A 26,246-nucleotide genomic window follows, 5' to 3' on the forward strand; every position below is an offset into this window, starting at 1 on the left:
AACGAGAGATCGGGCATTCAGAGACAACTCAAACCGTGCATTTTGAGATTTAGCTGCGTTAGATCAATGCAGTCTGCCCGTTAGGGACGCATTCTTGATAATAATTCCGAATTGCAGTTGGACGTTTCTCGATGAAAAGAATTCTCTCAACCTTGGCCCTGAGTATGTTGATGGCGGGTGGTACGCTTGCTGAGGAGAGTAAGACGTATTCCGTTAATCAGGTGACTGATGCCAGTGCGAATACGCCTTCTCATATGTTCCGGTTTGAGCCGGATCTGCTTGAAGTTCCGCTGGGCGCCACTGTTAAGTTTGATAATTTTGACGGCAATCATACTGTAATTTCGATCAAGAAGATGACACCGGAAGGTGGGCCGAAGTTCAAGTTCAGCAAGATGTCTCCTGACCGGAATGTGACCTTTGATACGCCGGGCATTTATGGCGTGACCTGCGGTATTCATGGTCGCTTTGGCATGGCGATGATTATCAAGGTGGGTGAAGACAATGCTGAGGATCTGAAGAGTGCGCGCACTGTGGTGCCGGGTGGCCGTATGGGGACCAAGATCTCTCAGATACTGGACCGGCTGGAAGACAAGTAAGTCCAGATGTAACAAAGGCAGCCGAAGGGCTGCCTTTTTTGATGGTGATGTCCGTGAGGCTATTCAGCCTGTGCCACACTGCGTCTGGATTTGATGTAGTGCGGTCCGACTTCTACCAGCAGGATGCCGCTGAAGATCAGAGCGCAGCCGACCATACCGATTGGGGCGATGCGTTCTCCCAGAATAACAGCGGCTGCCAGAGCTGCGAACAGTGCTTCTGATGAGAGCATGATTGCGGCGTCGGACGGGGTTGTCCATTGTTGGCCAAATGCCTGGAATGTGAAGGCTACGCCGCCGGACAAAGCGCCTGCGAAGAAGATTTCAAACCATGCGTTCTGCAAGGATTGCAGGGAGTAGCTCTCGAAGAAGAGTGAGAGGAACACGCAGATCACGCCGATGGACGCGAACTGGATGACGGCGATGGTGATCGGGCGGCCTGATGTGCTTGCAAGGCGTCCTACAAAGATCACCTGAAGTGCCCAGAAGACGGCGCAGACCAGCATGAGCAGGTCGCCTGCGTTCAGGGCTGTCAGTCCTCCGCCGAGCAGGTAGATGCCGAGCAGCGTGAACAAGCTGGCAGGCCAGATGAGGAAGTGGGGACGTCCTTTAAAGAACAGCGTCACGAGAATTGGTGTCAACACAACATAGATGGCTGTCAGAAAACCGGCGTTGGTGACGCTGGTGATGACGATACCGTACTGCTGCAGAACCGTGCCCAGAGTGAAGGCAACACAAATCGTCAAAAGTGCCGGCATATGTGCCTTGGTCAGCTTTTTGGTGTTGTGAATGCGGCGTTCTCGCAGAGCAAATGGCAGGATCACCAGAGTCGCGAGAAGGAAACGCAGGCCAGTGAACTGCAATGGGCCAAGATTTTCCATTGCGGTTGACTGCGCGACAAAGGCCATGCCCCAGATGAGGCCGGCCATAAGAAGAAGAATGTTTGCAGATGCCCTAGTCATTCCGCAGCTGTACTGCAAGCGAATAGGCGCCGCAAGCGGTCTGTCAACGCTTCCGTTGAAATTCTCTCAAGACGATTTTGAGCTTCTGATCACTGCCAGATACGTTGCGTTTGCTTACGCTCGTGCTGCGTGCGCTGGCGATTGTCTTTCAGGCACGGCTCTTTGTCATCCGGTTGAGATCAACCAAATGAAAGATGCTTTAAAAGACGAAGAGGACCATAAACATGATGCCGACAAAGGCGGCAATGATGGTGGCCGCTACAGGCCATGGTGACTGGGCATGGTCGACGTGTTCTTTACGATGGTAGTCAACTGGCGAGGTTCTCATTGTGTCCCCCTGCGGCCCGGGTCAGTTGTGTTCCTGAGTAGGGGCCGATAGACGCGGATAACATCGAATACAGAAAGTATATATTACTGGAAATTGGTGTGTTCGAGATACCACAGGTTGAGCTTAAGCAGATCACTCAATTGCAAAACTGCTATGGCCCATATTTTCTCATAGATTTAGAGCTTCGAGACCAGCCTCAAGATAATCAGGCAAGAGTGGTAACCCGAGCAGGTAGGTTGAGACCGGAGAAGTGGATCGTTCACGTGCTTCTGCGAAGGCCAGATCGAGGTCTCCCTGATCATAATCGCCCCGTCCGATCCAAGCGATTGCGACCAACTCAGTTGCTTCATCGACGTTGAGATCGTCGATGATTTCTCTCAGCTCAGACTCAGAAAAGTCATCGTGCTCTTCTTCTGCAAGCCCGTCATGGTGGTGAACGTTTTCCAGTTTTTCCGTGTCGAAGGACAGATCGCCTTCGTGCCCGTCTTCGTAAGTGTCTGGCAGGCTTTCGGAAACAGCGCGCGCTTTTTGTACGATCATGCGAACAGTATCTGCAGATAGTGCTAGTTCTACGGCCATCTTGCGTCCCCGCTTATTGCTGTAGGAGAACGTTACTCCTGTTCGGAATTATTCTGCAAGTGGAACTTATGGAACACCTGCCTGCATTCCAATCGGGCTGAACGGCAGTATGGGGCTGCCAGCTGTAATAGGTGATTTAAGCGGCGGAAAAGAAAAGGGATTTGGTTAAATGGCCGTTAGTGAACTGCTCAAACTTTTCGTATGTAGTTCTACTGAGCGGAATACTGGATATCGTTATGGTTAAAAAAAACAGTATATACCGCAACGGCAGGACTTGTTTGTGCGCTGCACCTGCGAGTAGCATTTGATTCAAGGGCGAAATTACAATCAAATCTCCCAGAAATTATAGGTGCTGGCGGACCTGAGTGCATGGTGCTGGCAGGGTTGTTTATTGCCCTGTCGGCACATCCTAAACCCGTCACTTTCTTGCAACTTAGACAGACTTAGCTCTTGAAGGCGTAGATCTTTGAGAGCACGAAATTGAATGTCATGGACACGAGCGTGGCGAGGATCACGGCCAGATAGGTGGAGAAGCCATCGATCAGGGTGATGAGCGCGCCATAGGTGCTGTAGTTGATGACCGCGCCCACGCTGTTGACCAGAACGAATCTGAAATACTCACCCAGCGGGCTGCCCTCTGAGCGGAAGGTGAAGACGCGATTCCAGAACCAGTTGTTGGTCATGGCAACCCAGATGGACAGGATTCGTGCGATGAGGGGATCGAGGCCGACTACCTGCCAGAAGAAGGCGAGGGCGGCGAGGTCCACCACAAGGCCGGAGCCCCCAACCATTCCAAAGCGAATGAACTGATTTTCTAGGAGTTTTCGCAGCAGGATGTTCACGGGAGTTGGGCTCTCTGTTCTGGTTTCACCAGCTAAATTTCTTTGTGTTGCAATGTATGGGCTGCTTATCGCTGTTCTGCCAGAAATACAAGAGACGCTGCGTCACAGAACCTGCGATTATATCTGGGGAGTAATATTTGAAAAAATCTGCAGTCTTTGGCGAAATTTGAGCCGAAAAACTAGCCTGTTTGCGCTTGCCAAGCCATGGTCTGCGCCTTAGGGTCTGCGCGCACTTATTTTGCGAAGAACGCACCCGCTTCTATTGGAGGGCATTATGGGCTTTATCGCTGACTCGCTGTCTCGTGTGAAACCATCTGCAACGATTGCAGTGACCACGAAGGCACGCGAACTGAAAGCCGCAGGCCGCGACGTTATCGGCCTTGGTGCTGGCGAGCCGGATTTTGACACGCCAGAAAACATTAAAGCTGCTGCGATTGCAGCCATTAATGGCGGCAAAACAAAATACACAGCGGTTGATGGCACTCCTGAGCTGAAACAGGCAATCAGCGCAAAGTTTCTGCGCGACAATGGCCTGAAGTATGAGCCAAACCAGATTACTGTCGGTACCGGTGGTAAGCAGGTGCTCTATAATGCGTTGATCGCAACCATCAATCCGGGCGATGAAGTTCTCATCCCAACTCCATACTGGGTGTCTTACCCGGACATGGTGCTGCTTGCTGGTGGTGAGCCAGTGGTTGTTGAAGCGGATCAGAAGACCTTCAAGATCACTCCGGAAGCTCTGGAAGCGGCGATTACGCCTAAGACCAAGTGGCTGATCTTCAACTCACCATCCAACCCGTCCGGCGCTGGCTATACTCGTGATGAGCTGAAAGCTTTGACCGACGTGCTGCTGAAGCATCCGCATGTTTGGATCATGTCTGACGACATGTATGAGCATCTGGTCTATGACGACTTTGAGTTCACCACTCCAGCGCAGATCGAGCCTAAGCTTTATGAGCGCACTCTGACTGTGAACGGTGTTTCCAAAGCGTACTCTATGACCGGTTGGCGTATTGGGTATGCAGGTGGTCCTGTTGATCTGATCAAAGCAATGGCGAAGGTTCAGTCACAGTCTACTTCCAACCCGTGCTCCATCTCTCAGGCAGCTGCAGTTGAAGCGCTGAACGGTACGCAGGACTTTATCCCAGTCAACAATAAGGTCTTCCAGGATCGTCGTGATCTGGTTGTTTCCATGTTGAACCAGGCGTCTGGTCTTGAGTGCCCAGTTCCAGAGGGTGCATTCTACGTGTTCCCATCCTGTGCAGGCACCATTGGTAAGACTGCGCCTTCCGGCAAGGTCCTTGAGACTGATCTGGACTTTGCAAGCGAGCTTCTGGAAACAGAAGGTGTTGCTGTTGTGCCGGGTTCCGCGTTCGGTCTGGGTCCAAACTTCCGCGTTTCCTACGCGACTTCCACTGAAGCTCTGACCGAGGCTTGCACTCGTATTCAGCGTTTCTGCGGAAACCTGAAATAAGCGATTTTCTGAAATGGATGTCTGGGAGATCTCAGGCATCCGGTTTCAAGCGACAGATACAAAAAAGGCGCCGCATCACGCAGCGCCTTTTTTGTTTTAGGTGTTTCGCGAGACTGGAGGCTTAGTCCGGGAGGAGGGCGTCCAGAATGTAGCTGTTGTTGACGAATGTACCGCGGCTTTCTTCAACCAGTGTCTGGGCATCGGCAAAGGAGAAGCGAACGCCAGCCATGATGGATGCGTTTTCGAGCTTCTCTGAGCGCAGGTCTGCGAACATTGTCATGCCATTGGCTGTTTCTGTGCCAGGCTTGAACTCCATACCCATTGCATAGATATGGCTGTCACGCAGGTAGCGGTAGCCTGCATAGAAGCGGGCATTCTCGCTGGCATAGTAAGATGCGGTTGCACCACCCATGACAGAACCCATGTCGTCGATCATCTGCACACCGATCAAACCGTCGATGGACAGATTTTCAAAGTGAACCTGTGCTTCTGCACCAACGTAGCCGAGGGATCCGGCTCCACCGTTGATCTGTGCTGCAGAGCCTACAAGACCGAAGTAGTTGTAGTCCTGCGTGCGGAAGCCCATGCGGCCAGTGCCGGCATAGAAGCCATAGTCTCTGGTTCCGCCTGCGGTCGCATCAAACTGGGATGCAAAGCCCGGGCCCTGCCCGAACGCAGCTGTTCCTGACAACAGGCCCAGCATCTTGCCTTCGAGAGCCCCGAAAGCAGTGGTGATGCGGGCATTGATGGGATTTGCCTGCGCGATCGCTGGAAGAGTTGCAATGGCTATTGCACCGGTTACGCCAAACAATAGTGTCTTAAAATTGGAGCGCATTGCTGATTCTCCGTACTCAATTTTCTGAGTGGAGCATTCCGTTTTTTATTTAAAACATTGTTCTAAAGTGTCCCATTATGGGTCAAATCGTTAGGCTTAATATCTATGGTTAATAATCGGTTTACGGCTCACTAAAATCTGTTTGTGATATATGATTTATCGATTTTTCTGAGCTAAGCCGTTCTGTATGCGTGACTTTTCGTAGGCGGGGGCAAATCCTTTAAGGAAAACTTAGGGTTAACTGGCGTGGAAGAGGGGCAGGTGAGAAGGGGCTGTCCAGAGTTTATGGTGAAAATCCTAATCACGAATTCTAACGCTAATCACTAGGTAAAAATAACAGCTGAACTAAGCGGAGTGTTCACTCTGATCGTAGCAAGGCTTTGACAGGCCATACTGTTTGGTCTCCCATTGTGCAAAGGTCGTAGTGCCTGAGCATTGGAGAACAATAATGAGAAAATGCCTTGCTTTAGCTGCTGTCGCCGCTCTTGGTTTCAGCACTTCCGCCTATTCTGCTGACACTCCTACAACTCCCCCTGAAGAACCAAAGAAAGATCGTCCCGGTGTGGAAGTCGGGTCTTTGACCTGTGATCTGGTTGCTGGCACCAACTTCATTGTTGGCTCCTCCCATGAGCTGTCCTGTGTGTTCAAGTCACCCAGCGGCAAACGCATTGAGGGCTATACCGGCACCATCAACAGTTATGGTCTGGATATCGGTCCTGTGACCTCTGGTACGTTGGTTTGGGGTGTTGTGGCGCCTAAGGCTAATCTGAAGCCGGGTTCTCTAGCGGGGAACTATGGCGGTGTTTCCGCTGGTGTGACACTGGGTGCTGGTGTGCAAGCCAACGTTCTGCTGGGCGGCCTGAACCGCTCCATCGCCCTGCAGCCTTTGAGCCTGCAGGGACAGACCGGCGCGAACATTACAGCTGGTGTAACAGGGTTGCGGCTGACCAAGCAGTGATCCTTTAAATCTCAGGGGGATGGTGAAACCTAACCCTTTGATCCTTATAAATTGCACCGGTTCATATTGTGCGGCGGACTGTCACGTTTCAGTCCGTCGTTGTTTTGGCGCTTGCATATCACAGCGTTTCCGAGTGACGATACTTATCCAGAGTCTTATAATTCTCTGGAAGGCGCGTGTGATTTTGCGCCGCCATGGCGCAGACGCCCGTGCCTGCTTCCCAAACCCAAACAGGGAGTATGGATCATGGGAGAAAAGCATGTCGGAGTTGCCGGAGGCAGGGTTAGCAGCCCTCGTTCGGTTGCCATTATTGGACCTTTCGCAAGTGGCAAGACCACACTGCTGGAAGCTCTTCTAGCGCGGACGGGGGCTATTGGGCGACAGGGAAGTGTTGACGCGAAAAGCTCACTGGGTGACAGCAGTGACGAAGCGCGTGATCACGCAATGAGCGTTGAGGCGAACATTGCCACCTGCACCTACAAGGGCGATCACTTCACATTTATCGACTGCCCTGGATCCGTAGAATTTCTTCATGAAGGCAACAGTGTCTTAAACGGTGTTGATATTGCCGTTGTTGTTGCTGAGCCAGATGAAAAGAAGACAGCGGCTCTTCAGCTCATCCTGAAATCACTTGAACAGCGGAATATCCCGCACGTTCTCTTCCTGAACAAAATTGACAAGGCAACCGGCAGTGTGCGGGCGATGCTTCAGGCATTGCAGCCAGCTTCCAGTTTGCCGATGGTTCTGCGCCAGATCCCAATCTGGGAGAACGGCGTGGCGACTGGCTTTATTGACTTGGCGCTGGAACGGGCCTTTGTTTACCAGGATGGCAAGCCAAGCAAGACCATTGAAATTCCTGATGATGAGCGCGGTCGTGAGGTGGAAGCGCGCTATGCCATGATGGAAATGCTGGCTGACCACGATGATGTTCTGATGGAGCAGCTCCTTGAGGATGAGTCTCCTGAGAATGAAATCATTTTCGACGACCTTGTGCAGGAAATGCAGCGCGGTGAGATCTGCCCTGTGTTCATTGGCAGCGCGATCAAAGGTAATGGCATTCGTCGTTTGCTGAAGGCTCTGCGCCATGATGCACCGGATGTGACTGATACCCGCAAGCGCCTTGGCCTTGGTGAGGATGAGGCTGTCCTTCAGGTGCTGAAGACCTATCACACCTCTCATGGCGGCAAACTCTCTGTTGCCCGTCTGTTTGGTGGTTCGCTGAAAGAAGGCGCGCTTCTCTATGATAGCCATGGCGAAGAGTATCGTCCTTCTGGTCTCTTCCAGATGTTTGGCTTGCAGCCGAAGAAGATTACGGAAGCTGCGGCTGGTGATCTGGTAGCACTTGGCAAATTGGATGACATTGAAACAGGCATGACCCTTGCTGTGGGTGCCCAGCCTAAGGAAACTCTCTTTGTTCCGGGCAGCCCTGATCCCGTACTGTCCAAAGGCATCAAGGCTACTGAACGCAAGGATGAGGTGCGCCTCTCTACTGCTCTTTCCAAGTTGGTGGATGAAGATCCATCCCTGAGCGTGACACAGGTGCAGAGCACTGGTGAGACTGTTCTGGAAGGGCAGGGCGAAATGCACCTGCGTGTGGCTCTTGAGAAACTGACTGGCCGCTATGGTCTATCCGTGAAGAGCTTTGAGCCTCGCATTCCTTACAAGGAAACCATTCGCGGTAAAACTGAGCTGCGTGGACGCCATAAGAAACAGAGTGGCGGTCATGGTCAGTTTGGGGATGTGGTGCTGGCCATTCAGCCAATGCCTCGCGGTGAAGGCCACAGCTTCAATGACACGATCACCGGTGGTGTGGTGCCGAAGCAGTACATTCCATCTGTGGGGGAAGGCGTGAAAGAAGCGCTTGAGAAAGGGCCTCTGGGCTTCCCTGTTGTGGATGTAGCTGTGACGCTGAAGGATGGTTCCTACCACTCCGTAGACAGCTCCGATCAGGCGTTCCGTATGGCTGGTATTCTGGCCATGAGAGATGGCCTGAAGGAATGTAAGCCTGTGCTGCTTGAGCCAATCGACAAGGTTGTTGTGGCTTGTCCGTCAGAAACGACGGCGCGCATTAATGCGATCGTCTCTGGTCGTCGTGGTCAGATCCTCGGATTTGACGCTCGTGATGACTGGGATGGTTGGGATGAAGTGGAAGCTATGATCCCAGAGAGTGAGCTCAGCGACCTTATTGTGGAGCTCCGCTCTGCAACAGCCGGTGTGGCCACATTCTCCCGCAACTTTGACCATCTGGCCGAGCTTTCCGGCAAGGCCGCGGACAAAGTCATCGAGAGTGCGACAGCACCTGCCTAACACTCCAGAGCTTGTGCGTGTATTCCTATCCGAAAACCGGAACCACTTTTCGGGAATACGTTCAAAAGTGAGACAGAAAAAGAACCCGGGGCCGAGCTCCGGGTTTTTCTATTGGAGATCAGACGCTCTCGGTCATCAGCGCTTTAAGCTTGGAGATAAACTGCGCCATCTCGACATGCCCACCTTTCGGTGCTTCTGGCCATTCGGTTACCTTTGTCCCCCAGTACTCTCTGGGCGTGCCTTTGTAGCGCGGCATGAGCCAGACATGGAGATGAGCAACTGCATCACCAAACACCCACGTGTAGACGTGCTCAATCTCTTCATGCGCATAGAGGAGGCCAGTGATCTGCCCGATCAGAAAACCAAGCTTACCTGCCTGCTCAGGGCTGAGTTCTGACCAGTTCTGAACGTGAGTTCGCGGTTCAATGATCAAGGCTCCAATAAGGTTGGAACCGTCCTCAGTCCGATCCGGAGCATGAGCAACAACGAAGTCGTCATATCCATCGATATCGATCGTCAAGTCGGATGTGAGGGTTTTGTGTTTGGTACAGACAAAGCAATCGGTCATGGTGCACTCGAAAAACACAACAGGCTTAAAACTTGGAGATTAGCACAGCTGCCGGATCCGACAATGCTTCGAGGGCGTTCACTCCTCCTAACCTCTTTCAATTGGTGGCAGGGAAGCTGTGCGGGCTTTTAGGCGGGCTAGGGAGGACCAGTCTTCGTCGGCGTATCCGGCTTTAATGGCGGTGCGGAGTTGGTCTGTGATGATGTCGGCCATGGGGAGGTCGATCCCGAGGGTCTGGGCTTCCTGCTGGGCCAGGCTGACGTCTTTCAGGCCCAGAGTGGTTTTGAAGCCGGGTTTAGGGCTTTGCTCGCGGGCGATTAGGGGAGCGTAGGCCTTAAAGGCGGGGGCGCTGAAGAGAGTTTCGGTTACCAGCGTAAGGAAGACTTCCGGATCGATGCCTGCCTTCCGTGTGAAGGTGAAGCTCTCTGCGAGCACCTCCACGGCTGTGGCCAGCATGAAGTTCATGCCGAGCTTGGTGACGGCTGCTTGTCGGGGGGGCGGTCCCATCCAGAACTGACGGGTAGATATGGCCTCCAGAACAGAGCGGGCTTCCTCTACAGCGTCCTTCGGGCCCGCAGTGACAGCGACGAGTTCTCCTGCTGTGGCTTTGTCTGGTCGCCCCAAAACGGGGACACATAGAAATCTGATGCCAGCTTGTTCGTGGGCATTTGTGAGCTTGTCGACCATAGGCGGGCTGATGGTGCTGTGAGAGATGGAGATGCTGTTCTTTTTGAGAGGGAGGGCGAGCGTGTCGCCTGAGAGATACACGGCTTCCACCGCTGCATCGTCAGACAGCATGGTGCAGACGATATCGCAGTCCGTGAAGTCTTGCAGGGATTGGGCCTGTGTTGCTCCGTTTGCGACAAGGGGTGCGGCCTTTTCTGGAGAGCGATTGTAGACCTTCAGCTCGTGCTCTTTGTTGATGCACTGGGCCATGCCCAACCCCATTGCGCCGAGGCCGATAAATCCGATGATCATTGTCTCACTCCTGACTGGCTCTGCTGGCAGCAGATTAAGCTGGCGGAGTGTTGCAAGGCGTTTCGGGGACTTGCTGAATTTGAAGAAATGTATCTTGAAGCGCGTTTGGGAGGAGAGGATGCAGGTGCTTCTTGTCTTCGATCACGCGCGGTATCACGGGGGCTTTACTTGAAGTTTAGGGAGTTTCGCAGCTAAGTCATAGGCAATATTGGTAGAGATTACCGTAACCCTTACCTGCTGGGAGATGGCAGCATGAACATTATTCATAGGCCTGAATGGATTATTCCGGAAAGAGAAGCGACACCTGAGGATGTGTTCTTCAACCGGCGCAGGTTTATGAAAGGCTTGGGTGCCGTGGGCCTCGGTCTGGCAGCTGGCGGTGGTGGCCTTGTGAGCAGCGTGTTTGCTCAAGAAGGTAAAGATCCGACGCTTGACCTTTACCCAGCCAAGCAGAACCCTAACTTTACGCTTAAGCGTGCGATTACGCCGGAGAGCGTAACTTCGGTCTATAACAACTTCTATGAGTTTGGCTCTCACAAGCGCATTTCTGGTGCTGCGCAGGCGCTGAAGATCCGTCCTTGGGCGATCACCATTGATGGTTTGGTCGATAACCCGCAGACCATCGATTTTGATGATCTGGTGCGCAAGATGCCATTGCAGGAGCGTCTGTATCGTCACCGCTGCGTGGAAGCGTGGGCGATGGCTGTGCCGTGGACTGGTTTCCCGTTGGCGGAGCTGGTGAAGTACGCTGGGCCACAGAATGGTGCCAAGTACATTCGCTTTGAGACCTTTGAAGATTCCGACGTGGCCAGTGGTCAGCGTCAGTTCTGGTATCCATGGCCTTACGTTGAAGGCGTGACCATGGATGAAGCGATGAACGATCTGGCGTTTGTTGCGACTGGTATCTATGGCAAGCCGCTGCTGAAGCAGTATGGCGCGCCGATCCGTCTGGTGATGCCTTGGAAGTATGGCTTCAAGTCCATCAAGTCCATCGTGAAGATCACCTTCACTAATGAGCGTCCCGTCAGCTTCTGGGAAAAGATTGGTCCAAGCGAATATGGCTTCTGGGCGAATGTGAACCCTGAAGTGCCGCATGCGCGTTGGTCTCAGGCAACGGAGCGTTTGTTGGGAACGGATGAACGTGTGCCGACACAGCTGTTCAACGGCTACGCAGAGCAGGTGGCGCACCTTTACAAAGATCTGCAAGGGCAAGACCTCTACAAGTAAGAGGCACTCCCACGAGCTTTAGAAGAGGCCTGAGCGATATCTGCTTGGGCCTTTTTTGTAGGTGCATGCCGGCGCGCAGTTGTGGCTGCGTTTGGTGAAATCGCCCGGATACTCAATGGGTTTTGATAGCTGCAGCTTTGGGCAGGACTGAACTGGAAGGATAAACTGCCTGATGCTGTGGATAATTGAAAAGCGGCGTGTCCTCGTCAAAAGAGGAATCAGTTCAGGCCGCTTTTATTCTGCCGGAATGTGCAAAGTGATTTGGGTGCTCATACGCTCTGCCTTGTCGGCTTCGCTGATGGCGTGGGAGATTTCGCCATAGATTGCGAAAAGTGCGCAGGCAACCAGAGTGTAAAATGCTTTTCTCAGGTCATTCACATCCACTACCTCGGATATTTGCCAATAGGTATGATTCGATAAGTAAAGGATGCAAGGTGATTTGTAATTTCGCTGATTAGGGGTGGTGAAATTTCACTGTTTGAAGATTTACCTAGGAAATTTATAGTTAATTCAAGTGTATTTTGCGGAAATTACTAGTTTTGATGGTTTGGGAATACCTCGAATCTAACGGGTTTTCCCTTAGTCGGGCTGCGCAATAGCCTGTTGAATCCGCATGTCTCTGCGTGCATCTGAGATAGTTGATTTTTTAGTTTGCTCAAAAAGTAAGCGGGCTTGGTTTGTTGTTGGGCAGTGTGATTTCGGTGCTGGTGGAGCGGTACTTTTCGAGCCTCCTCATTCCTTAAAAACCACATAGAGAACAGATGATTAGGTCTGAAGGTGGCTTAAAGTGCCTTGATGTATGGTGGGCTTTGGAAGATTTCGCTGGCTAAAAACCTAAGGAAGCCCCTTGGTCACTTTAGCGATTTGGCAAAAAAAACCGGACCATGCGGTCCGGTTTAGAAGTGATGAATGATAAAGCACCTAATGGGTGCAATCACCTTCCAGAGGGGAACAGTTGATCGAATGTTGGAGCCACTGGGAGGAGAGGTGTGGCAGCAACTGATCAACAGCAGGTGTATATATGCAGTGCAACGCCGAAACAGCAATCCTTAATTTTTGCATTGCAGCTATGCATTTTGTGAAGGGCTTGAGGCGCTCGGAACTTCCTTGCAGGATCTGACAACTATCATAAAGCTAACTCTGCGTAAGATATTGTCATTTCGGGATGTGCAGGCCTCAGAAAAGCCTCTCATGTTGCTTGAGAGGCTTCAAAAGAGATCCGAAATATTTTTTATTTTGCGGTGCAAAACTTCTGGTTGATTCCACTGAGGAGGCTAATCAAGCCAAATCAGTTCTTTTGCGGAGCCTGAACTGTGTTTTGAACTAGTGAGTCCAGCGTTCTGCGTAGGAGACGAGGAAGTCTCTGAATGCGGTCACGCGGGCAGTGTTCTTCAGTTCAGACGGATACACGAAGTAAGTGTCGAAGCTTGGCAGTTCTTCCTGTGTGACGGACATAACGCGTTTGATGCCTGCACCCGGCTCAACCATGTAGTCCGGCAGGATCGCGATGCCTACGCCGGTCTGAACAGCCTTCTTGATGCCAGAGAGGTTGTTCACGCGCAGGGAGACGTCACGACGCTCACCGTTTGGCAGGCCAGCAGTTGCGAGCCAGTTCATGGCGCGCAGATAGGAGGCCATGTTGTCGCCGATGGTGATCAGGCGGTGATGGTCCAGATCGTCAATGGTGCTCGGGCTGCCATAGCGCTCGATGTATTTCGGTGACGCATAGACATGGAAGTGCACTGTGAAGAGCTTGCGCTGGATGAGGTCCGGCTGGGTTGGCTGGCGCAGGCGGATGGCCACGTCGGCCTCGCGCATGCCCAGATCCAGCTCATCATCCATACAGATGATTTCCAGACGCATGTCCGGATACAGATCCACGAACTCGTTAACACGAGCAGTGAGCCAGGTTGAGCCGAGACCCACAGTGGTGGTGACACGAAGCGTGCCGCTCGGCTTTTCCTTGGTGTCTGTCAGGCGGGACTGAACGGTTTCCAGTTTCAGCAGAACTTCACGGGCGGTTCTGTATAGAAGCTCGCCCTGTTCTGTCGGGATCAGTCCGCGTGCGTGACGGTGGAAGAGGGGGACACCCAGCTCAGCCTCAAGTGCACTGACCTGACGGCTGACAGCCGACTGGCTCATGTTGAGAGCTTCGCCTGCATGGGTAAAGCTTCCTGCCTGTGCTGCTGCATGAAAAATTCGCAGCTTGTCCCAATCTAAAGAACGGCCTGGCATCTGCTTTCCCCCAATCTTCCCAGTTTGTTATTCAGCTGCTTCGGTTTCAGCTTCCAGAGCTGCCAGGTAGCGTTCTGCTTCCAGTGCAGCCATACAGCCCATTCCTGCTGCTGTTACAGCCTGACGGTAGTGCTCGTCTGTCACGTCGCCAGCTGCATACACGCCCGGAATGGAGGTCTGAGTTGAATCAGCTTCGGTCCAAATGTAACCGGATTCCTTCATCTTTACCTGATCTTTGACAAGATCAACCGCTGGAGCGTGTCCGATTGCGATGAATACGCCATCAGTGGACATCTCGGTGGTTTCACCGGTCTTGCGGTTTTTCAGGCGAACGCCGGTCACAACAGCAGGGCTTTCGGTGCCGAGGATTTCTTCCACCTGGCTGTCCCAGATCACTTCGATCTTCTCGTTTTTGAAGAGACGGTCCTGAAGGATCTTTTCGGAGCGCAGGGCATCACGGCGATGAACCAGAGTGACTTTGCTTGCAAGGTTTGCGAGGTAAAGCGCTTCTTCAACAGCGGTGTTGCCGCCGCCAACCACAACAACTTCCTTGCCGCGGTAGAAGAAACCGTCACAGGTTGCACATGCGGACACGCCGCCAGCCTGATACTTTTCTTCGGATGGCAGGCCGAGCCATTTCGCCTGCGCACCGGTTGCGATGACGAGCGCGTCTGCGGTGTAGATGGTGCCGCTGTCGCCCTTCAGTTCAAACGGGCGCTTGGACAGGTCAGCTTCCAGAATGGTGTCGTAATCGATCTTGGTGCCGACGTTTTCTGCCTGCTTGCGCATTTCTTCCACCAGCCATGGACCCTGAATCGGATCAGCAAAGCCTGGGTAGTTTTCAACGTCGGTGGTGATGGTCAGCTGACCGCCGGTCTGCACACCTGTGACCAGGAGCGGCTCCAGCATTGCGCGCGCGCCATAGATGGCGGCGGTGTAGCCTGCAGGACCAGATCCTACGATCAAGAGTTTGGTGTGCTTAACAGTCATTTCCTCAGAACCTTTAATTTCGTGCGCGCTTGGATAGTACCAGTGCAGTGTTAGGGAGGGGTTCTATCCGCTCGCTTGCTTTTGTTCAATCGCTTTGGATATGGCATCCGCAATATCCGGTGTTGCGTCTATCGGTTCATAAGTAGGTGCTAATATGTCTCCGGGGAAGGGATGAAGTACTCCCAAACCCTCCATTTTTGATAAAAACCTATCAAACTTCTTGTGAGCACCTGTTGGTCGGAAGCCGTAAATGGGCTTTCCTGTGGCTGCGGCTTCCCCCACCATATTGGTGGAGTCCGTTGTAACAACAATGATTTCTGCGTTGGCCAGATACTGAACGATTGGATTTTCGCCTTCGCCATTCCAGAACAAGTTGCCCTCGGATCTGCCAAGGTCGTGCAGCTCGGTTGCCAGCTCGCGTGGGGTGCGGCGGGAGCAGGTGATCATGAGAGAATGGGTCTGCGACAGATTTTTGAGTGCGGCGAGAAGCGTGTTGATATTTTCGGGCGTAAAGGTGTGGTGCTGGGAGTTGCCACCAATTAACACGGCTGCTTTTGGCTGTGGCAGGGCAGCGATGTGCTCAAGCGGATTTTCGCGAGCTTCCTGCAGCTTTTGTGCGGAAAAACGATGAGGTGACGTAAGTGTTGTTACTATGTTTTCTCCGGAAATTCCGTCGTGTTCCGGCGCCCAGACAAAATCAGCAAATTTGCTGTTGATCTTTGGGTCCTTCAGGAAAACAGTAAAGGTCTGGCCCTTGGAAAGCCGCTTTAGTGCGCGTAAGTAGGGCACCGCTCTGCGCCCGGATGCAATCGCGACCGCGGGATATGGGGGTGCAAGCGGGCTTTCTGGCTTATGTGGTGCGTCTTTGGGATCTATTGGACCCCATGGCATTGCGTAGGTAAAAAGCTTGCGGGGGGCAACTATTCGAATTTCGTAGGGCAGGTCCAAAGCTTCGGCGACGCCGATGCATTGCGCTACATCTCCGATTTTGCCATCTGTTAAAACCCACAGGTTTTGCGACATTTTGTTCCCCCAGCTTTCGGGAAGTGTCTGCAAAATGCTATTTGTTGATATAGTCTGTCGCAAATAAGCAATAAACTAGCATTTTGCCTAACTTCGTGTTTTAGGCAGTGTTGTAAAACAGGTTAACTGTTAATCCAATAGGACAAGCAAAGGAGACGAGCTTGAAAGCGCGTCTGGATTCGATCGACTGGCAAATTTTGAAGGAGCTGCAGGGAGACGGCCGCATTACCAATGTTGAGCTGGCTCGTCGTGTAGGAATTTCTGCGCCTCCATGTTTGCGCAGGGTTCGAGCCCTGGAAGAAGCAGGACTCATTCGCGGCTACCGCACTCTACTTGATGAGAAACAACTGGGATATGAAGTCACCGCCTTTGTGATGGTTGGATTGCATAACCAAACAGAGAATGATCTCGTCGCTTTTGAAGCGCAAGTCAAGGAATGGCCATTGGTTCGGGAGAGCTACATGGTTTCTGGTGAAGTTGATTTCATCATGCGCTGTACTGCCAAGGATCTGGAGACCTTCCAGAACTTCATTATTCGCGATGTGACCTCCACCAAGAATGTGGATCACGTTCGCACGGCACTGACCATCCGCCGTATCAAGGATGAGCCGAACGTGCCAATCGACAAGCCTGAATATTTCTAGGCTTTCGATATTGGGAGAACTTGCAAACGGCCTTCGCGTAGGAAGGCCGTTTTTTATGCGCAGTTACGTCCACCTGCCGACCGAGAGCGTCACCATCCTGCTGTTGTAAAGCCCTTCAGCGCGGTTTGAGCTTGTTTAGCGCTCTCTACACCTCCCATCACAGAATGACTATACAAGGCTCTCCAGAGGGGCTTTATCGACGTGTTCATGCCCCTTCTAGGTGTCGCGTGAAAGCCGGGATGCATGCGCATAGAAAAACGGCCCTCCGTTTGGAAGGCCGTTTGATTTCTCAGTTTGTGATCGCGAGCCGTCAGATGGTGCGGATGCTGGTGAAGAATTGGGAGATTTCTTCGGACATCGCTTCGCTCTGCTGGCTGAGCTCTGTTGCAGCGCTGGTTGCGGTGGCAACGGCACGCTTGGACTCTTCAGCAGTGGCAAGGATGTTGCTCAGCTCGTTGGTTACACCGCGTGCATTTTGAGAGGCAGACTGAATGCTGGACGAGATTTCGTTGGTAGCCACGGTCTGCTGATCGACGGCATCTGCGATCGCTGTTGCGGTGGAGCTGACTTCCTCAATCTTCTGGGAGATTGCGGAGATCTCTTCCACACAGCGGCGGGTTTCGCTCTGGATTGCGCTGATCTTGGAGGCGATCTCGTCGGTTGCCTGACCGGTTTGGCTGGCGAGGTCTTTCACTTCGCTTGCCACAACAGCAAAGCCGCGACCTGCTTCACCTGCACGGGCAGCCTCAATGGTGGCGTTGAGTGCGAGGAGGTTGGTCTGTTCTGCGATTGCGCTGATCAGCTCGGTTACGGCGCCGATCTCGTTGGTTGCGGTCTGTAGACCAAGAACGGTGTCGTTGGTGCGCTCAGCGTCCTTGGACACAGTGCGGGCGGTTTCTGCAGAGCGGCTGACCTGACTGCCGATCTCGGAGACGTTGGCAGACATCTCTTCCACCGCAGCAGCGCCGGAGTGAACGTCAGAAGCGGTGTAGTCAGCGGACTGGCTGGCGGCTTCTGCTGCCATCTGGCTCTGCTCAGAGGTTTCGCGCAGGGTGAGAGCGGAGTTCTCAACGCGCGAGCATACTTCGCCGGTCAGTTCCATGCGCTTGCTGATGGTCTCTTCAAAGGAGTTGATGGCGTTTTCCAGACGGCTGGTGCGCTCATCACGCTCTTCGGTGTAGTGACGATGGTAGGCTGCAACAGCCTGACCCATGTCGAACATGACAGCCTTCTGAAGTGCAATCAGACTGCGAGACAGGCGGCCCGGAGAAAAGCGCATCTTGCTGGCAAGAACTTTGGTCAACTCTTCGAGGATAAACGTATAACCACCTATATACCAATCCGGCTCAAGGTCGGTGTACACGTGCGCGCGGCCAATCTTGTCGACGCGTTCCATGTAGGTGGAATCAAAGCCTGCGGTGAAGAGGATCTTCCAGTGGCTCGCTTGAGCTGATTTCAAGCCAGGTACTTTGCCCGCAACTTTCTTTTTCAGCTCAGGATCAAGCTGAACGTGGTTGTAAAAATCACTTAAAATCTGGGTCAGGTGGCCTTCAACAAGCGGCCAGAGATCTGAAAGTGTTTGTATGGTCTGACTATCGATTTTGAAAAAACCGAGCTGGCTTTTCAGACCTGAAAATGAATTGGTGGTCATGGCAGCAAATTTCCCGTCAATTTGTCGAGTTCATTTGCATTTACAAGGGTTAACAGTAGGTAGATTTATCTATGCTAAATTTCGAATATATACCTAAAATTGTGTGAGTAAGCGCAGATTGTGATGGGATATGAGCTTTTTAGGAGGGCTCGTGTGCCAGATTGTCGCAGATTCCTGCGGCTTTTTCGGCTGTTTGAAGTAAACGCGTTAACTTATCAAAAAACCGATTATCTGTTCTGCAATTAGTGGATAACCCGTGCGGGTTGCATAAAAAATGCCGCACGAGGCGGCACTTTTATTTCTTGAAATCATAGGGAGCTAAATTTCTTCAAAGATTATCTCAGTTCATGAGAAGCTTTGAATCGATGAATTCAGCTCTATAATTTACTTAACCGAATTCGACTTCGACGATCTCGTAACCGCGTGCGCCACCTGGTGCTGCAACTTCAACGCTGTCGCCAACGGACTTGCCGATGAGCGCGCGAGCGATTGGGGAGGAGATGGAAATACGGCCACGTTTCACATCAGCTTCAACATCGCCAACGATCATGTATTTCTTCTCTTCCTCGGTATCTTCGTCAACGAGAGATACGGTTGCACCGAACTTTACAGTGTCGCCGCTGAGTTTGGTCAGATCAATGACTTCTGCGAGGCCGAGAAGACCTTCCAGTTCGTTGATCCGGCCTTCGTTCAGGCTCTGCTGTTCTTTCGCTGCGTGGTATTCCGCATTCTCAGAGAGATCGCCGTGAGCACGGGCTTCGGAAATGGCTGCGATAATGCGCGGGCGTTCTCCGGTTGTGCGATGCTTAAGCTCTTCCGTGAGCATCGCATAACCTTCAGGCGTCATAGGTACCTTTTCCATGGCTCGTACACCTTTCTAACGTTGTGGTGGTGTGGCCCATCACACTAAAAAACTGACCGGGCTGAGCGACCCCAACCCGGACCTGTTAAGCTATCTTAGCAAAAGTAAGATTGTAGGGACCTTACTTCAAGCGTTTTCGCGCGGAAAGCTTCAATGCCTTGAGCTGCTGCTACGGCTCCTGCCACCGTGGTGTAATAAGGAACCTTGTTCATCAGCGCAGCCTGTCGAAGCGACCGACTATCGGAGAGTGCTTGCGCGCCTTCGGTTGTGTTGAAGACGAGCTGAACCTCACCATTCTTGATAGCATCAACGATATGCGGACGCCCTTCAAGCACCTTGTTGACCTTTGCGCACGGGATGCCTTGGTTTTCCAAGTATCTTTGTGTGCCCTCGGTGGATATAATGGAAAATCCTGATGCGACCAGTTTCTTAGCAGCCTCAAGAATTTTCGGTTTGTCTGCATCTTTCAAGGAGATGAAGACGGTTCCACCTTCCGGAATAACGGTGCCGCCGCCGAGCTGAGACTTGGCGAATGCGAAGGAGAAGTCTGTGTCCAGACCCATGACTTCACCCGTGGAGCGCATTTCCGGGCCGAGGACCGTATCAACGCCTGGGAAGCGAGCGAATGGGAAGACAGCTTCCTTAACCGCCACGTGATCCAGCTTCTTAGGCTTCAGATCAAAGGCAGACAGTTTCTCGCCAGCCATAACACGTGCTGCGATCTTGGCGATTGGCTCACCGATGGTTTTCGCCACGAACGGAACGGTTCTTGATGCACGTGGGTTCACTTCCAGAACGTAGATCTCTCCGTCCTTGATTGCGAACTGTACGTTCATCAGGCCGACAACGTTCAGAGCGAGCGCAAGTTTGCGTGCCTGCTCTTCCAGTTCAGCGAGGGTTTTGTCGTCCAGTGTGTAGGCTGGCAGGGAACATGCGCTGTCGCCGGAGTGGATACCAGCTTCTTCGATGTGTTCCATGATGCCACAGATGAAGACATCTTCGCCGTCGCACAGGGCATCCACGTCCACTTCGATTGCGCCGTCGAGGTAACGGTCGAACAGAAGCGGGTTGGTGCCGAGCAGGGTGTTGATCTGGCCGGTCTTGTCATTCGGGTACTTGGCGCGCACGTCATGTGGAACCAGCTCCGGCAGAGTGCCGAGCAGGTAGTTGTTGAGTGCTTCTTCGTCACGAATGATCTGCATTGCGCGGCCACCCAGCACGTAGGATGGGCGAACAACAAGCGGCAGGCCAAGCTGGTTGGCGATCAGGCGGCCTTGCTCAACAGAGTAGGCGATGCCGTTTTCTGGCTGCTTCAGGTCGATCTTGTGCAGCAGACGCAGGAAGCGATCGCGATCTTCTGCAAGGTCGATCATGTCCGGAGCGGTGCCCAGAATTGGGATGCCAGCTTCTACCAGAGCTTCCGCCAGTTTCAGCGGGGTTTGGCCACCGAACTGTACGATCACGCCCTTCAGGGTGCCGTTGGACTGTTCGAGGCGCAGGATTTCCAGCACGTCTTCGGAAGTGAGTGGCTCGAAGTAGAGGCGATCAGAGGTGTCGTAGTCTGTAGAAACCGTTTCCGGGTTACAGTTTACCATGATTGCTTCATAGCCAGCGTCCTTCAGAGCGAAGGCGGCGTGACAGCAGCAGTAGTCGAACTCGATGCCCTGACCGATACGGTTTGGTCCGCCACCCAGAATAACAACCTTCTGACGCTCGCTAGGCTGCGCTTCGCAGGATGGCAGGCCAGCGGTTGGTGTCTCATAGGTGGAGTACATGTAAGCGGTCGGAGAGGCGAACTCTGCTGCGCAGGTGTCGATGCGCTTGTAGACCGGCTTCACATCCAGCTCAGCGCGGAGAGCAGCGACTTTGTCGGCTGTGGTGTCGGCCAGCACTGCAAGGCGGCTGTCAGAGAAACCCATGGCTTTGACCATGCGCATGGCTTCGGTGTTGTTCGGCAAACCGTGTTCAACGACCTTCTGTTCCATCTCCACGATTTCCCTGATCTGCTCAAGAAACCATGGATCGATCTTACAGATATCGAAGATCTCTTTGTTGGTGGTGCCAAGGCGCATTGCCTGTGCCACGTTGAGCAGACGGGTTGGCGTTGGTACTGCCAGTGCCTTGCGGATGGCGTTGGAGTCGTCACCATGGCCGAGGCCGTCGAGGTCGATTGGATCGAGGCCAGTGAGGCCGGTTTCCAGACCGCGCAGGGCTTTCTGCATGCTCTCTTTGAAGGTGCGGCCAATGGCCATCACTTCGCCAACGGACTTCATCGCAGTGGTCAGAGTTGGTTCAGAGCCCGGGAACTTCTCAAATGCGAAGCGCGGGATCTTGGTGACCACGTAGTCGATGGTTGGTTCGAAGGATGCTGGTGTTGCACCGCCGGTGATGTCGTTTTCCAGCTCGTCCAGTGTGTAGCCGACTGCCAGCTTTGCTGCGATCTTAGCGATCGGGAAGCCGGTTGCCTTGGATGCCAGAGCGGAGGAACGGGATACGCGTGGGTTCATCTCGATGACGACCAGACGTCCGTTGTCCGGGTTTACCGCGAACTGAACGTTGGAACCGCCGGTTTCCACGCCGATCTCACGCAGAACCGCAATCGAGGCGTTCCGCATGATCTGGTATTCTTTGTCCGTCAGGGTGAGGGCAGGGGCGACGGTGATGGAGTCGCCTGTATGCACACCCATTGGGTCGATGTTCTCAATGGAGCAGATGATGATGCAGTTGTCCGCTGTGTCGCGAACCACTTCCATCTCGTATTCTTTCCAGCCGAGCAAGCTTTCGTCGATGAGCACCTGGCCGTTTGGAGACGCGTCGATACCGGAGCGAACAATCTGCTCGTACTCTTCACGGTTATACGCTACGCCGCCGCCGGTGCCGCCGAGGGTAAAGGCCGGGCGGATGATGGCAGGCAAGCCGATGCTGTCCAGCTGGCGCATGGCTTCTGCGTAGCCTGCACCGCGGTCGTATCCGGTGATGTTGCCTTCATCATCAAGGATTGGCGGAGAGGAGGCGATTGCGGCGCGCGGGTTCTCCAGACCGATCTTGTCCATCGCTGCGCGGAACTTCTCACGGTCTTCAGCCTTGTCGATCACGTCGGCTTTTGCACCGATCATCTCAACACCGTGTGCCTTGAGTACGCCTTTGCGGTCCAGCTCCAGCGCGCAGTTCAGTGCGGTCTGTCCGCCCATGGTTGGCAGGAGAGCGTCCGGCTTCTCCTTGGCGATGATCTTTTCAACGGCGTCTGCGGTGATTGGCTCGATGTAGGTCGCGTCAGCCAGATCCGGATCGGTCATGATGGTCGCCGGATTGGAGTTCACCAAGATTATTCGGTAGCCCTCATCTCGCAGTGCCTTACAAGCCTGAGTTCCGGAGTAATCGAACTCACAGGCTTGACCAATCACGATGGGTCCAGCCCCGATGATCATGATAGATTGGATGTCATTGCGTTTAGGCATGGTGACTCACATATGCTCGCGTTAAAGCACCAGTGCACCCGCATGGTGCTCTGGTGTGCCCTCTATAGGAGTATGTCGGCTGAGCGCGCGTTATAAGAAATATTGGAGTAATTAGAAACCCCAACCAACGCCTATTTCCGAAATAATCCGGTTTTTTTTCTCAAGACTTAAGGGGAGTTTATTCAGCTAAAGTCGAAGTCTCTGTGGGTTTTTCACCATCAAAGTCTGCAATGCCGTGACTCAGGGCATAGCAGGCAAGGCGGACTGACTTGGGAATTTCTACCGGTTTACCGTCTCGATTGCCGTTTTCATAATATTGAATCATTCGTTTTTTTAAGCCGAGGCGTTCTGCTGCCTCTTTTTGCTTATAACCCATCGACTTGCGCCAAGCCCGAAACTGAGATGGTTTCATGATACTAACCTAATGATTCCCAGACTGAAAATTCATTGTACAGACTGCTGTATAATAATCAGCATTGGTACTATTGCATATAACAGAATACAAAAGGCGCAAAAATTGCGCTATTTACCTTGATGAGGCGCAATTTGTGCGCTTATAATTGTGGTGTATCAGGAAAACATCTGTAAGCCTGTGCGATTGATGCACACAAAGCTGAGGTGGCTTTCCATTCATACAGCTCATTACGGAGATACCCATGCTCAACGAACTCATCCTCTATCGGGCTCATCTGAAGGGCAAAAAGATGGATGTGCATCGGCATGCCATGTTCAGGTTTCAAATCAGACGGATCGTCAATGGCCTCTTGAAGGGCTAAACGCAAGTTCGGGTTTTAACGGCACGTCATTTTGATGTGGTGATTTGAGCGGCGGGGGTGCTGGCCGTCGCCTGATTGTTTTGGTTTGCACAAGCTGAAGAAGTTTCAATTAATGAAATTGGGTGGCCAAAATTGTGCAATGCGCATTTTTTAGTGCTTTTTGCTGGTGCGATTTTCCCAATATCCTGCCTGTTTATGTATCAGACTGCCCCTTATCCCCTCTGTACGCGAGGTAAGGTAAAAGTTTTGCAGCGCGAAAAATGAACATCCTGTTTAAAAAATGTGCAGTGCGGTCATTTGGTCGGCCAATTTTCGTTTTGCTGAGAAAGAATAAAGTCAGAGCAGATCTAAAGAAGGTGAGTAGTTAAAAGTTTTATTGTTCGTTCTCTCTATCCCTTCGTCATGTTCACATATTATAGACAATATGTAATTGACGGTTTCCTAGTATATCATCTCAGATAACGCAGGAACATCTTTGGAAAATTGACGCGAAATGTAGAATAGATCAGCGTTCTGACAAAATTAGGTGTCGGAATTTTTTCATAATACTTATCTAGTATAACTACTTATGATGTTAATTCTGATATGTCCTAGTGTATACGTTGCATTTACGAAGTAAAAAATGCGAAGGCGGGCTATATTTTATCGGTTTCGTTGTGTAGATTATGAATTGTCCAATATGAATTATCATAGATTTCGTTGAGGACTTTGAAAGTGGGGGTACTCATTCCTCACTGGGAGATGCCTGTATCCATGTTCATATGAACATGGGAAAGCTTCCGCAGTGTGAGTGGGTATCAAATGCTACTACACAAGCTAGTACAGAAGTGGGGGAGTACAAAAGTTATTAGGGGAATTCATGGAAGCACCGGGTGGGGAGCTGAAATGATGAACTTTTGTAACTCTTCTAAGGTTTAACATACAAACCACCGGGCAAATGGAAATGAACAGTATTCCTAGTAAGCTAGATGTCGCGGCAGATATCGCTGGACCAATTCGTGAGGACGATGGGGACGGTCAGCTGCTGGCAATCTCTGAGATGTCAGAGTTGTTTAGTGTAACTCTGCGTACACTTCGCTTCTATGAGGAGAAGGGCCTTCTTAATCCTGTACGTCGTGGCGCACGCCGCTTCTACAGAGGTCGTGACGTAAGCCGTATGCGCGTGATTTTGCAGGCCAAGAAGATCGGTCTGACGCTTGCAGAAGTTCGTCGCATCATCAAGCTTGTTGAGGGTTCTAGCCCTCGTGCAGACCAGCTTAAAGAACTTCAGGAAATTTGTGGTGCGCAGGAGCAGCTGCTTCATGAGCAGGAGCAAGCGCTTCAGGAACAAATTGCAGAAGTTCGTGGTGTGTCTCAGGCACTGACCAGCATGCTGGAAACAGAAGCAGCTTAATCGCTTCTTTGTTTTCTTAATATGGAACCCGGCTCCATTGGTGCCGGGTTTTTTGTTGTCCTGAGTTTACGTTTTCAGGTTACCGGCAAAGAAAAAGCGGGACACTCGGCCCCGCTTTCAATCGTTTTCTACTTTCTGGCTCTATTATGCAGCCGCTGCAGCCTTGTGGTTCTCGATCTGCTCGATGAAGCGAGAGAACAGGTAGTGGCTGTCCTGCGGGCCCGGCGATGCTTCCGGGTGGTGCTGTACTGAGAAGACAGGCGCATCTTTTACACGCAGACCACAGTTGGTGCCGTCGAACAGGGAAACGTGTGTTTCTTCCACGTTGTCTGGCAGGCTACCAGCGCTCACAGCAAAGCCGTGGTTCATGCTGGTGATCTCAACCTTGTTGGTGGTGTAATCGTGGACCGGATGGTTTGCGCCATGGTGGCCCTGATGCATCTTCTGAGTTGTTCCGCCCAAAGCAAGTGCAAGCATCTGGTGACCAAGGCAGATGCCGAAGAGCGGCAGGCCAGATTTTACCAGACCCTGAATGGTCGGAACCGCATACTCACCTGTTGCTGCTGGATCGCCAGGACCGTTGGAGAGGAACACTCCGTCCGGCTTCAACGCAAGGATGTCATCAGCTGAGGTGTTTGCAGGCACAACTGTTACACGGCAGCCAGCTTCAGCCAGCAGGCGCAGGATGTTACGCTTTACGCCGAAGTCCATTGCCACCACGTGGTGGGCTGGTTTGTCCTGAGCGCCGAAACCGTCATTCCATTCCCAGGTGGTTTCGTTCCAGTCGTAGGTCTTCTGCGTGCTGACGCCTTTTGCAAGGTCCATGCCTTCCAGATCTGGCAGGCTGGCCGCTTCTGCTTTCAGTGCGTCCACATCAAACTCGCCTTCAGGATTATGCGCGATGACAGCGTTCTGCATGCCTTTTTCGCGGATGAGGGCGGTGAGTGCTCGGGTGTCCACGCCTGTCAGACCAACAATGCCGCGGGCTTTGAGCCAGGCATCGAAGTGATTGCCAGAGCGGTAGTTGGAAGGAGTGGTGATGTCGGTGCGTAGAATCGCACCACGAACGCCATTGGTGCCTTCCATGTCTACAGTTTCGATATCATCTTCGTTGGTTCCCACATTGCCTACATGAGGGAACGTGAAGGTGATGATCTGTCCTGCGTAGGAAGGATCTGTGAGAATCTCTTCATACCCGGTCATTGCCGTATTGAAGCAGACTTCGCCGGACGCTTTTCCAAGAGCTCCAACGCCTCGGCCTTCAATGACTGTGCCATCTGCGAGAACGAGGAGGGCGGTAGGTTTGGGTGCTGACCACGCGTCTTGAGCTTTCATCACTTGCTTTCTTGATACGGTTGATGACAATATGCGTCCATCTGAAACGCACCGAAGGGACTTGACTTTGGCGCGTCACAGTCGCATCAAGGCCGGGACCATAGGAGAAGGGGTCACTCTGGTCAATATCACTCGTGTAGAAATAATCGCGCGCGAGTTACAGGAAATTAGCCTAAATCAGAAGGATGAGGCGTCTTATCCGGGATTTAGAGAGCCTCTTTTAAAGTT

The 26,246-nt window shown here is 52.4% G+C and carries 23 protein-coding genes; 7 read left to right on the plus strand and 16 right to left on the minus strand.

Annotated elements, in window-relative coordinates; all coding sequences use genetic code 11:
• The first annotated feature begins 131 nt into the window (after nucleotides 1-131).
• Nucleotides 132-596 (plus strand): plastocyanin/azurin family copper-binding protein, encoded by a 465-nt coding sequence (locus PJE062_RS05050; RefSeq protein ID WP_208982170.1) that lies wholly within the window; start codon nucleotides 132-134, stop codon nucleotides 594-596.
• Between the two features lie 59 nt (nucleotides 597-655).
• Here PJE062_RS05050 and PJE062_RS05055 read toward each other — a convergent pair whose 3' ends face one another.
• From PJE062_RS05055 to PJE062_RS05070, 4 genes are all read right to left on the minus strand, one after another.
• A complete protein-coding gene (locus PJE062_RS05055; RefSeq protein WP_083793213.1) occupies nucleotides 656-1,555 on the minus strand; it encodes a DMT family transporter in 900 nt (299 codons plus the stop codon).
• 199 nt (nucleotides 1,556-1,754) lie between these two features.
• Entirely contained in the window at nucleotides 1,755-1,883 is a 129-nt protein-coding gene (locus PJE062_RS26965) for a hypothetical protein (protein ID WP_256377897.1), read from the minus strand.
• A 168-nt stretch (nucleotides 1,884-2,051) separates the two neighbouring features.
• A complete protein-coding gene (locus tag PJE062_RS05065) occupies nucleotides 2,052-2,462 on the minus strand; it encodes a DUF3775 domain-containing protein (RefSeq protein WP_008547506.1) in 411 nt (136 codons plus the stop codon).
• Nucleotides 2,463-2,905: 443 nt separating this feature from the next.
• Entirely contained in the window at nucleotides 2,906-3,304 is a 399-nt protein-coding gene (locus tag PJE062_RS05070; protein ID WP_008547969.1) for a GtrA family protein, read from the minus strand.
• 274 nt (nucleotides 3,305-3,578) lie between these two features.
• Here PJE062_RS05070 and PJE062_RS05075 point away from each other — a divergent pair, with 274 nt between their 5' ends.
• Entirely contained in the window at nucleotides 3,579-4,778 is a 1,200-nt protein-coding gene (locus tag PJE062_RS05075) for a pyridoxal phosphate-dependent aminotransferase (protein ID WP_008547844.1), read from the plus strand.
• Between the two features lie 121 nt (nucleotides 4,779-4,899).
• On the opposite strand, the gene PJE062_RS05080 is transcribed toward PJE062_RS05075, so the two are convergent.
• On the minus strand, nucleotides 4,900-5,613 hold the full coding sequence (locus tag PJE062_RS05080; RefSeq protein WP_008547604.1) for a hypothetical protein: 714 nt from the start codon (nucleotides 5,611-5,613) through the stop codon (nucleotides 4,900-4,902).
• 448 nt (nucleotides 5,614-6,061) lie between these two features.
• On the opposite strand from PJE062_RS05080, the gene PJE062_RS05085 reads away from it, so the two are divergent.
• Entirely contained in the window at nucleotides 6,062-6,571 is a 510-nt protein-coding gene (locus PJE062_RS05085) for a DUF992 domain-containing protein (protein WP_008547457.1), read from the plus strand.
• Nucleotides 6,572-6,817: 246 nt separating this feature from the next.
• Nucleotides 6,818-8,878, plus strand: a complete 2,061-nt coding sequence (locus tag PJE062_RS05090) for an elongation factor G (protein ID WP_037036119.1) — start codon at nucleotides 6,818-6,820, stop codon at nucleotides 8,876-8,878.
• Between the two features lie 118 nt (nucleotides 8,879-8,996).
• Here PJE062_RS05090 and PJE062_RS05095 read toward each other — a convergent pair whose 3' ends face one another.
• Nucleotides 8,997-9,446, minus strand: coding sequence for an HIT family protein (locus PJE062_RS05095; RefSeq protein WP_037036121.1), 450 nt, complete (start codon nucleotides 9,444-9,446; stop codon nucleotides 8,997-8,999).
• 87 nt (nucleotides 9,447-9,533) lie between these two features.
• Nucleotides 9,534-10,424, minus strand: coding sequence for an NAD(P)-dependent oxidoreductase (locus PJE062_RS05100; protein WP_008547995.1), 891 nt, complete (start codon nucleotides 10,422-10,424; stop codon nucleotides 9,534-9,536).
• 252 nt (nucleotides 10,425-10,676) lie between these two features.
• Between PJE062_RS05100 and msrP the strand changes: the two genes are divergently transcribed.
• Complete coding sequence (gene msrP, locus PJE062_RS05105; protein WP_008547968.1) at nucleotides 10,677-11,651, plus strand: protein-methionine-sulfoxide reductase catalytic subunit MsrP; 975 nt, start codon at nucleotides 10,677-10,679, stop codon at nucleotides 11,649-11,651.
• A 234-nt stretch (nucleotides 11,652-11,885) separates the two neighbouring features.
• Here the strand turns inward: msrP and PJE062_RS26490 are convergent, their stop codons facing one another.
• From PJE062_RS26490 to PJE062_RS05120, 4 genes are all read right to left on the minus strand, one after another.
• Nucleotides 11,886-12,029, minus strand: coding sequence for a hypothetical protein (locus PJE062_RS26490; RefSeq protein WP_162097435.1), 144 nt, complete (start codon nucleotides 12,027-12,029; stop codon nucleotides 11,886-11,888).
• Nucleotides 12,030-12,974: 945 nt separating this feature from the next.
• Nucleotides 12,975-13,886 (minus strand): LysR family transcriptional regulator, encoded by a 912-nt coding sequence (locus PJE062_RS05110; RefSeq protein WP_008548057.1) that lies wholly within the window; start codon nucleotides 13,884-13,886, stop codon nucleotides 12,975-12,977.
• A 27-nt stretch (nucleotides 13,887-13,913) separates the two neighbouring features.
• The gene (gene trxB, locus PJE062_RS05115; RefSeq protein ID WP_008547726.1) at nucleotides 13,914-14,876 is read right to left on the minus strand and encodes a thioredoxin-disulfide reductase; all 963 of its coding nucleotides are present in this window, start codon (nucleotides 14,874-14,876) and stop codon (nucleotides 13,914-13,916) included.
• A 63-nt stretch (nucleotides 14,877-14,939) separates the two neighbouring features.
• On the minus strand, nucleotides 14,940-15,899 hold the full coding sequence (locus PJE062_RS05120; RefSeq protein WP_008547703.1) for a mitochondrial fission ELM1 family protein: 960 nt from the start codon (nucleotides 15,897-15,899) through the stop codon (nucleotides 14,940-14,942).
• Nucleotides 15,900-16,060: 161 nt separating this feature from the next.
• On the opposite strand from PJE062_RS05120, the gene PJE062_RS05125 reads away from it, so the two are divergent.
• Complete coding sequence (locus PJE062_RS05125; RefSeq protein ID WP_008547806.1) at nucleotides 16,061-16,543, plus strand: Lrp/AsnC family transcriptional regulator; 483 nt, start codon at nucleotides 16,061-16,063, stop codon at nucleotides 16,541-16,543.
• Nucleotides 16,544-16,853: 310 nt separating this feature from the next.
• On the opposite strand, the gene PJE062_RS05130 is transcribed toward PJE062_RS05125, so the two are convergent.
• The 4 genes from PJE062_RS05130 to PJE062_RS05145 all read right to left on the minus strand — a co-directional run bounded on the left by PJE062_RS05130 (nucleotide 16,854) and on the right by PJE062_RS05145 (nucleotide 22,926).
• Complete coding sequence (locus tag PJE062_RS05130) at nucleotides 16,854-18,194, minus strand: globin-coupled sensor protein (RefSeq protein WP_008547527.1); 1,341 nt, start codon at nucleotides 18,192-18,194, stop codon at nucleotides 16,854-16,856.
• Nucleotides 18,195-18,582: 388 nt separating this feature from the next.
• Nucleotides 18,583-19,056 (minus strand): transcription elongation factor GreA, encoded by a 474-nt coding sequence (greA, locus tag PJE062_RS05135; RefSeq protein ID WP_008547672.1) that lies wholly within the window; start codon nucleotides 19,054-19,056, stop codon nucleotides 18,583-18,585.
• 95 nt (nucleotides 19,057-19,151) lie between these two features.
• Nucleotides 19,152-22,514 carry a carbamoyl-phosphate synthase large subunit gene (gene carB, locus PJE062_RS05140; protein ID WP_008547574.1) on the minus strand — a complete coding sequence of 1,121 codons (3,363 nt, stop codon included), beginning with the start codon at nucleotides 22,512-22,514 and terminating at the stop codon, nucleotides 19,152-19,154.
• A 178-nt stretch (nucleotides 22,515-22,692) separates the two neighbouring features.
• Nucleotides 22,693-22,926: a helix-turn-helix transcriptional regulator gene (locus tag PJE062_RS05145; RefSeq protein WP_008547646.1), complete on the minus strand. Its 234-nt coding sequence runs from the start codon at nucleotides 22,924-22,926 to the stop codon at nucleotides 22,693-22,695.
• Nucleotides 22,927-24,233: 1,307 nt separating this feature from the next.
• Between PJE062_RS05145 and PJE062_RS05150 the strand changes: the two genes are divergently transcribed.
• Complete coding sequence (locus PJE062_RS05150) at nucleotides 24,234-24,683, plus strand: MerR family transcriptional regulator (protein ID WP_208978965.1); 450 nt, start codon at nucleotides 24,234-24,236, stop codon at nucleotides 24,681-24,683.
• A 144-nt stretch (nucleotides 24,684-24,827) separates the two neighbouring features.
• Here the strand turns inward: PJE062_RS05150 and carA are convergent, their stop codons facing one another.
• Nucleotides 24,828-26,018, minus strand: a complete 1,191-nt coding sequence (gene carA, locus PJE062_RS05155) for a glutamine-hydrolyzing carbamoyl-phosphate synthase small subunit (RefSeq protein ID WP_008547418.1) — start codon at nucleotides 26,016-26,018, stop codon at nucleotides 24,828-24,830.
• Nucleotides 26,019-26,246 lie beyond the last annotated feature (228 nt).

The organism is Pseudovibrio sp. JE062, assembly GCF_000156235.1.
In the GTDB taxonomy this organism is placed as follows: Bacteria; Pseudomonadota; Alphaproteobacteria; order Rhizobiales; family Stappiaceae; genus Pseudovibrio.

What these genes read in the sequence shown, in the direction of transcription:
- PJE062_RS05120 (WP_008547703.1), bottom strand. Translation starts at nt 15,899, where the DNA reads ATGTCGCAAAACCTGTGGGTTTTAACAGATGGCAAAATCGGAGATGTA.
- PJE062_RS05055 (WP_083793213.1), bottom strand. Translation starts at nt 1,555, where the DNA reads ATGACTAGGGCATCTGCAAACATTCTTCTTCTTATGGCCGGCCTCATC.
- PJE062_RS05085 (WP_008547457.1), top strand. Translation starts at nt 6,062, where the DNA reads ATGAGAAAATGCCTTGCTTTAGCTGCTGTCGCCGCTCTTGGTTTCAGC.
- PJE062_RS05145 (WP_008547646.1), bottom strand. Translation starts at nt 22,926, where the DNA reads ATGAAACCATCTCAGTTTCGGGCTTGGCGCAAGTCGATGGGTTATAAG.
- PJE062_RS05095 (WP_037036121.1), bottom strand. Translation starts at nt 9,446, where the DNA reads ATGACCGATTGCTTTGTCTGTACCAAACACAAAACCCTCACATCCGAC.
- PJE062_RS05080 (WP_008547604.1), bottom strand. Translation starts at nt 5,613, where the DNA reads ATGCGCTCCAATTTTAAGACACTATTGTTTGGCGTAACCGGTGCAATA.
- PJE062_RS05110 (WP_008548057.1), bottom strand. Translation starts at nt 13,886, where the DNA reads ATGCCAGGCCGTTCTTTAGATTGGGACAAGCTGCGAATTTTTCATGCA.
- PJE062_RS05100 (WP_008547995.1), bottom strand. Translation starts at nt 10,424, where the DNA reads ATGATCATCGGATTTATCGGCCTCGGCGCAATGGGGTTGGGCATGGCC.
- greA (WP_008547672.1), bottom strand. Translation starts at nt 19,056, where the DNA reads ATGGAAAAGGTACCTATGACGCCTGAAGGTTATGCGATGCTCACGGAA.
- PJE062_RS05090 (WP_037036119.1), top strand. Translation starts at nt 6,818, where the DNA reads ATGGGAGAAAAGCATGTCGGAGTTGCCGGAGGCAGGGTTAGCAGCCCT.
- PJE062_RS26965 (WP_256377897.1), bottom strand. Translation starts at nt 1,883, where the DNA reads ATGAGAACCTCGCCAGTTGACTACCATCGTAAAGAACACGTCGACCAT.
- carB (WP_008547574.1), bottom strand. Translation starts at nt 22,514, where the DNA reads ATGCCTAAACGCAATGACATCCAATCTATCATGATCATCGGGGCTGGA.
- PJE062_RS05065 (WP_008547506.1), bottom strand. Translation starts at nt 2,462, where the DNA reads ATGGCCGTAGAACTAGCACTATCTGCAGATACTGTTCGCATGATCGTA.
- PJE062_RS05130 (WP_008547527.1), bottom strand. Translation starts at nt 18,194, where the DNA reads ATGACCACCAATTCATTTTCAGGTCTGAAAAGCCAGCTCGGTTTTTTC.
- PJE062_RS05050 (WP_208982170.1), top strand. Translation starts at nt 132, where the DNA reads ATGAAAAGAATTCTCTCAACCTTGGCCCTGAGTATGTTGATGGCGGGT.
- PJE062_RS05075 (WP_008547844.1), top strand. Translation starts at nt 3,579, where the DNA reads ATGGGCTTTATCGCTGACTCGCTGTCTCGTGTGAAACCATCTGCAACG.
- carA (WP_008547418.1), bottom strand. Translation starts at nt 26,018, where the DNA reads ATGAAAGCTCAAGACGCGTGGTCAGCACCCAAACCTACCGCCCTCCTC.
- msrP (WP_008547968.1), top strand. Translation starts at nt 10,677, where the DNA reads ATGAACATTATTCATAGGCCTGAATGGATTATTCCGGAAAGAGAAGCG.
- trxB (WP_008547726.1), bottom strand. Translation starts at nt 14,876, where the DNA reads ATGACTGTTAAGCACACCAAACTCTTGATCGTAGGATCTGGTCCTGCA.
- PJE062_RS05150 (WP_208978965.1), top strand. Translation starts at nt 24,234, where the DNA reads ATGAACAGTATTCCTAGTAAGCTAGATGTCGCGGCAGATATCGCTGGA.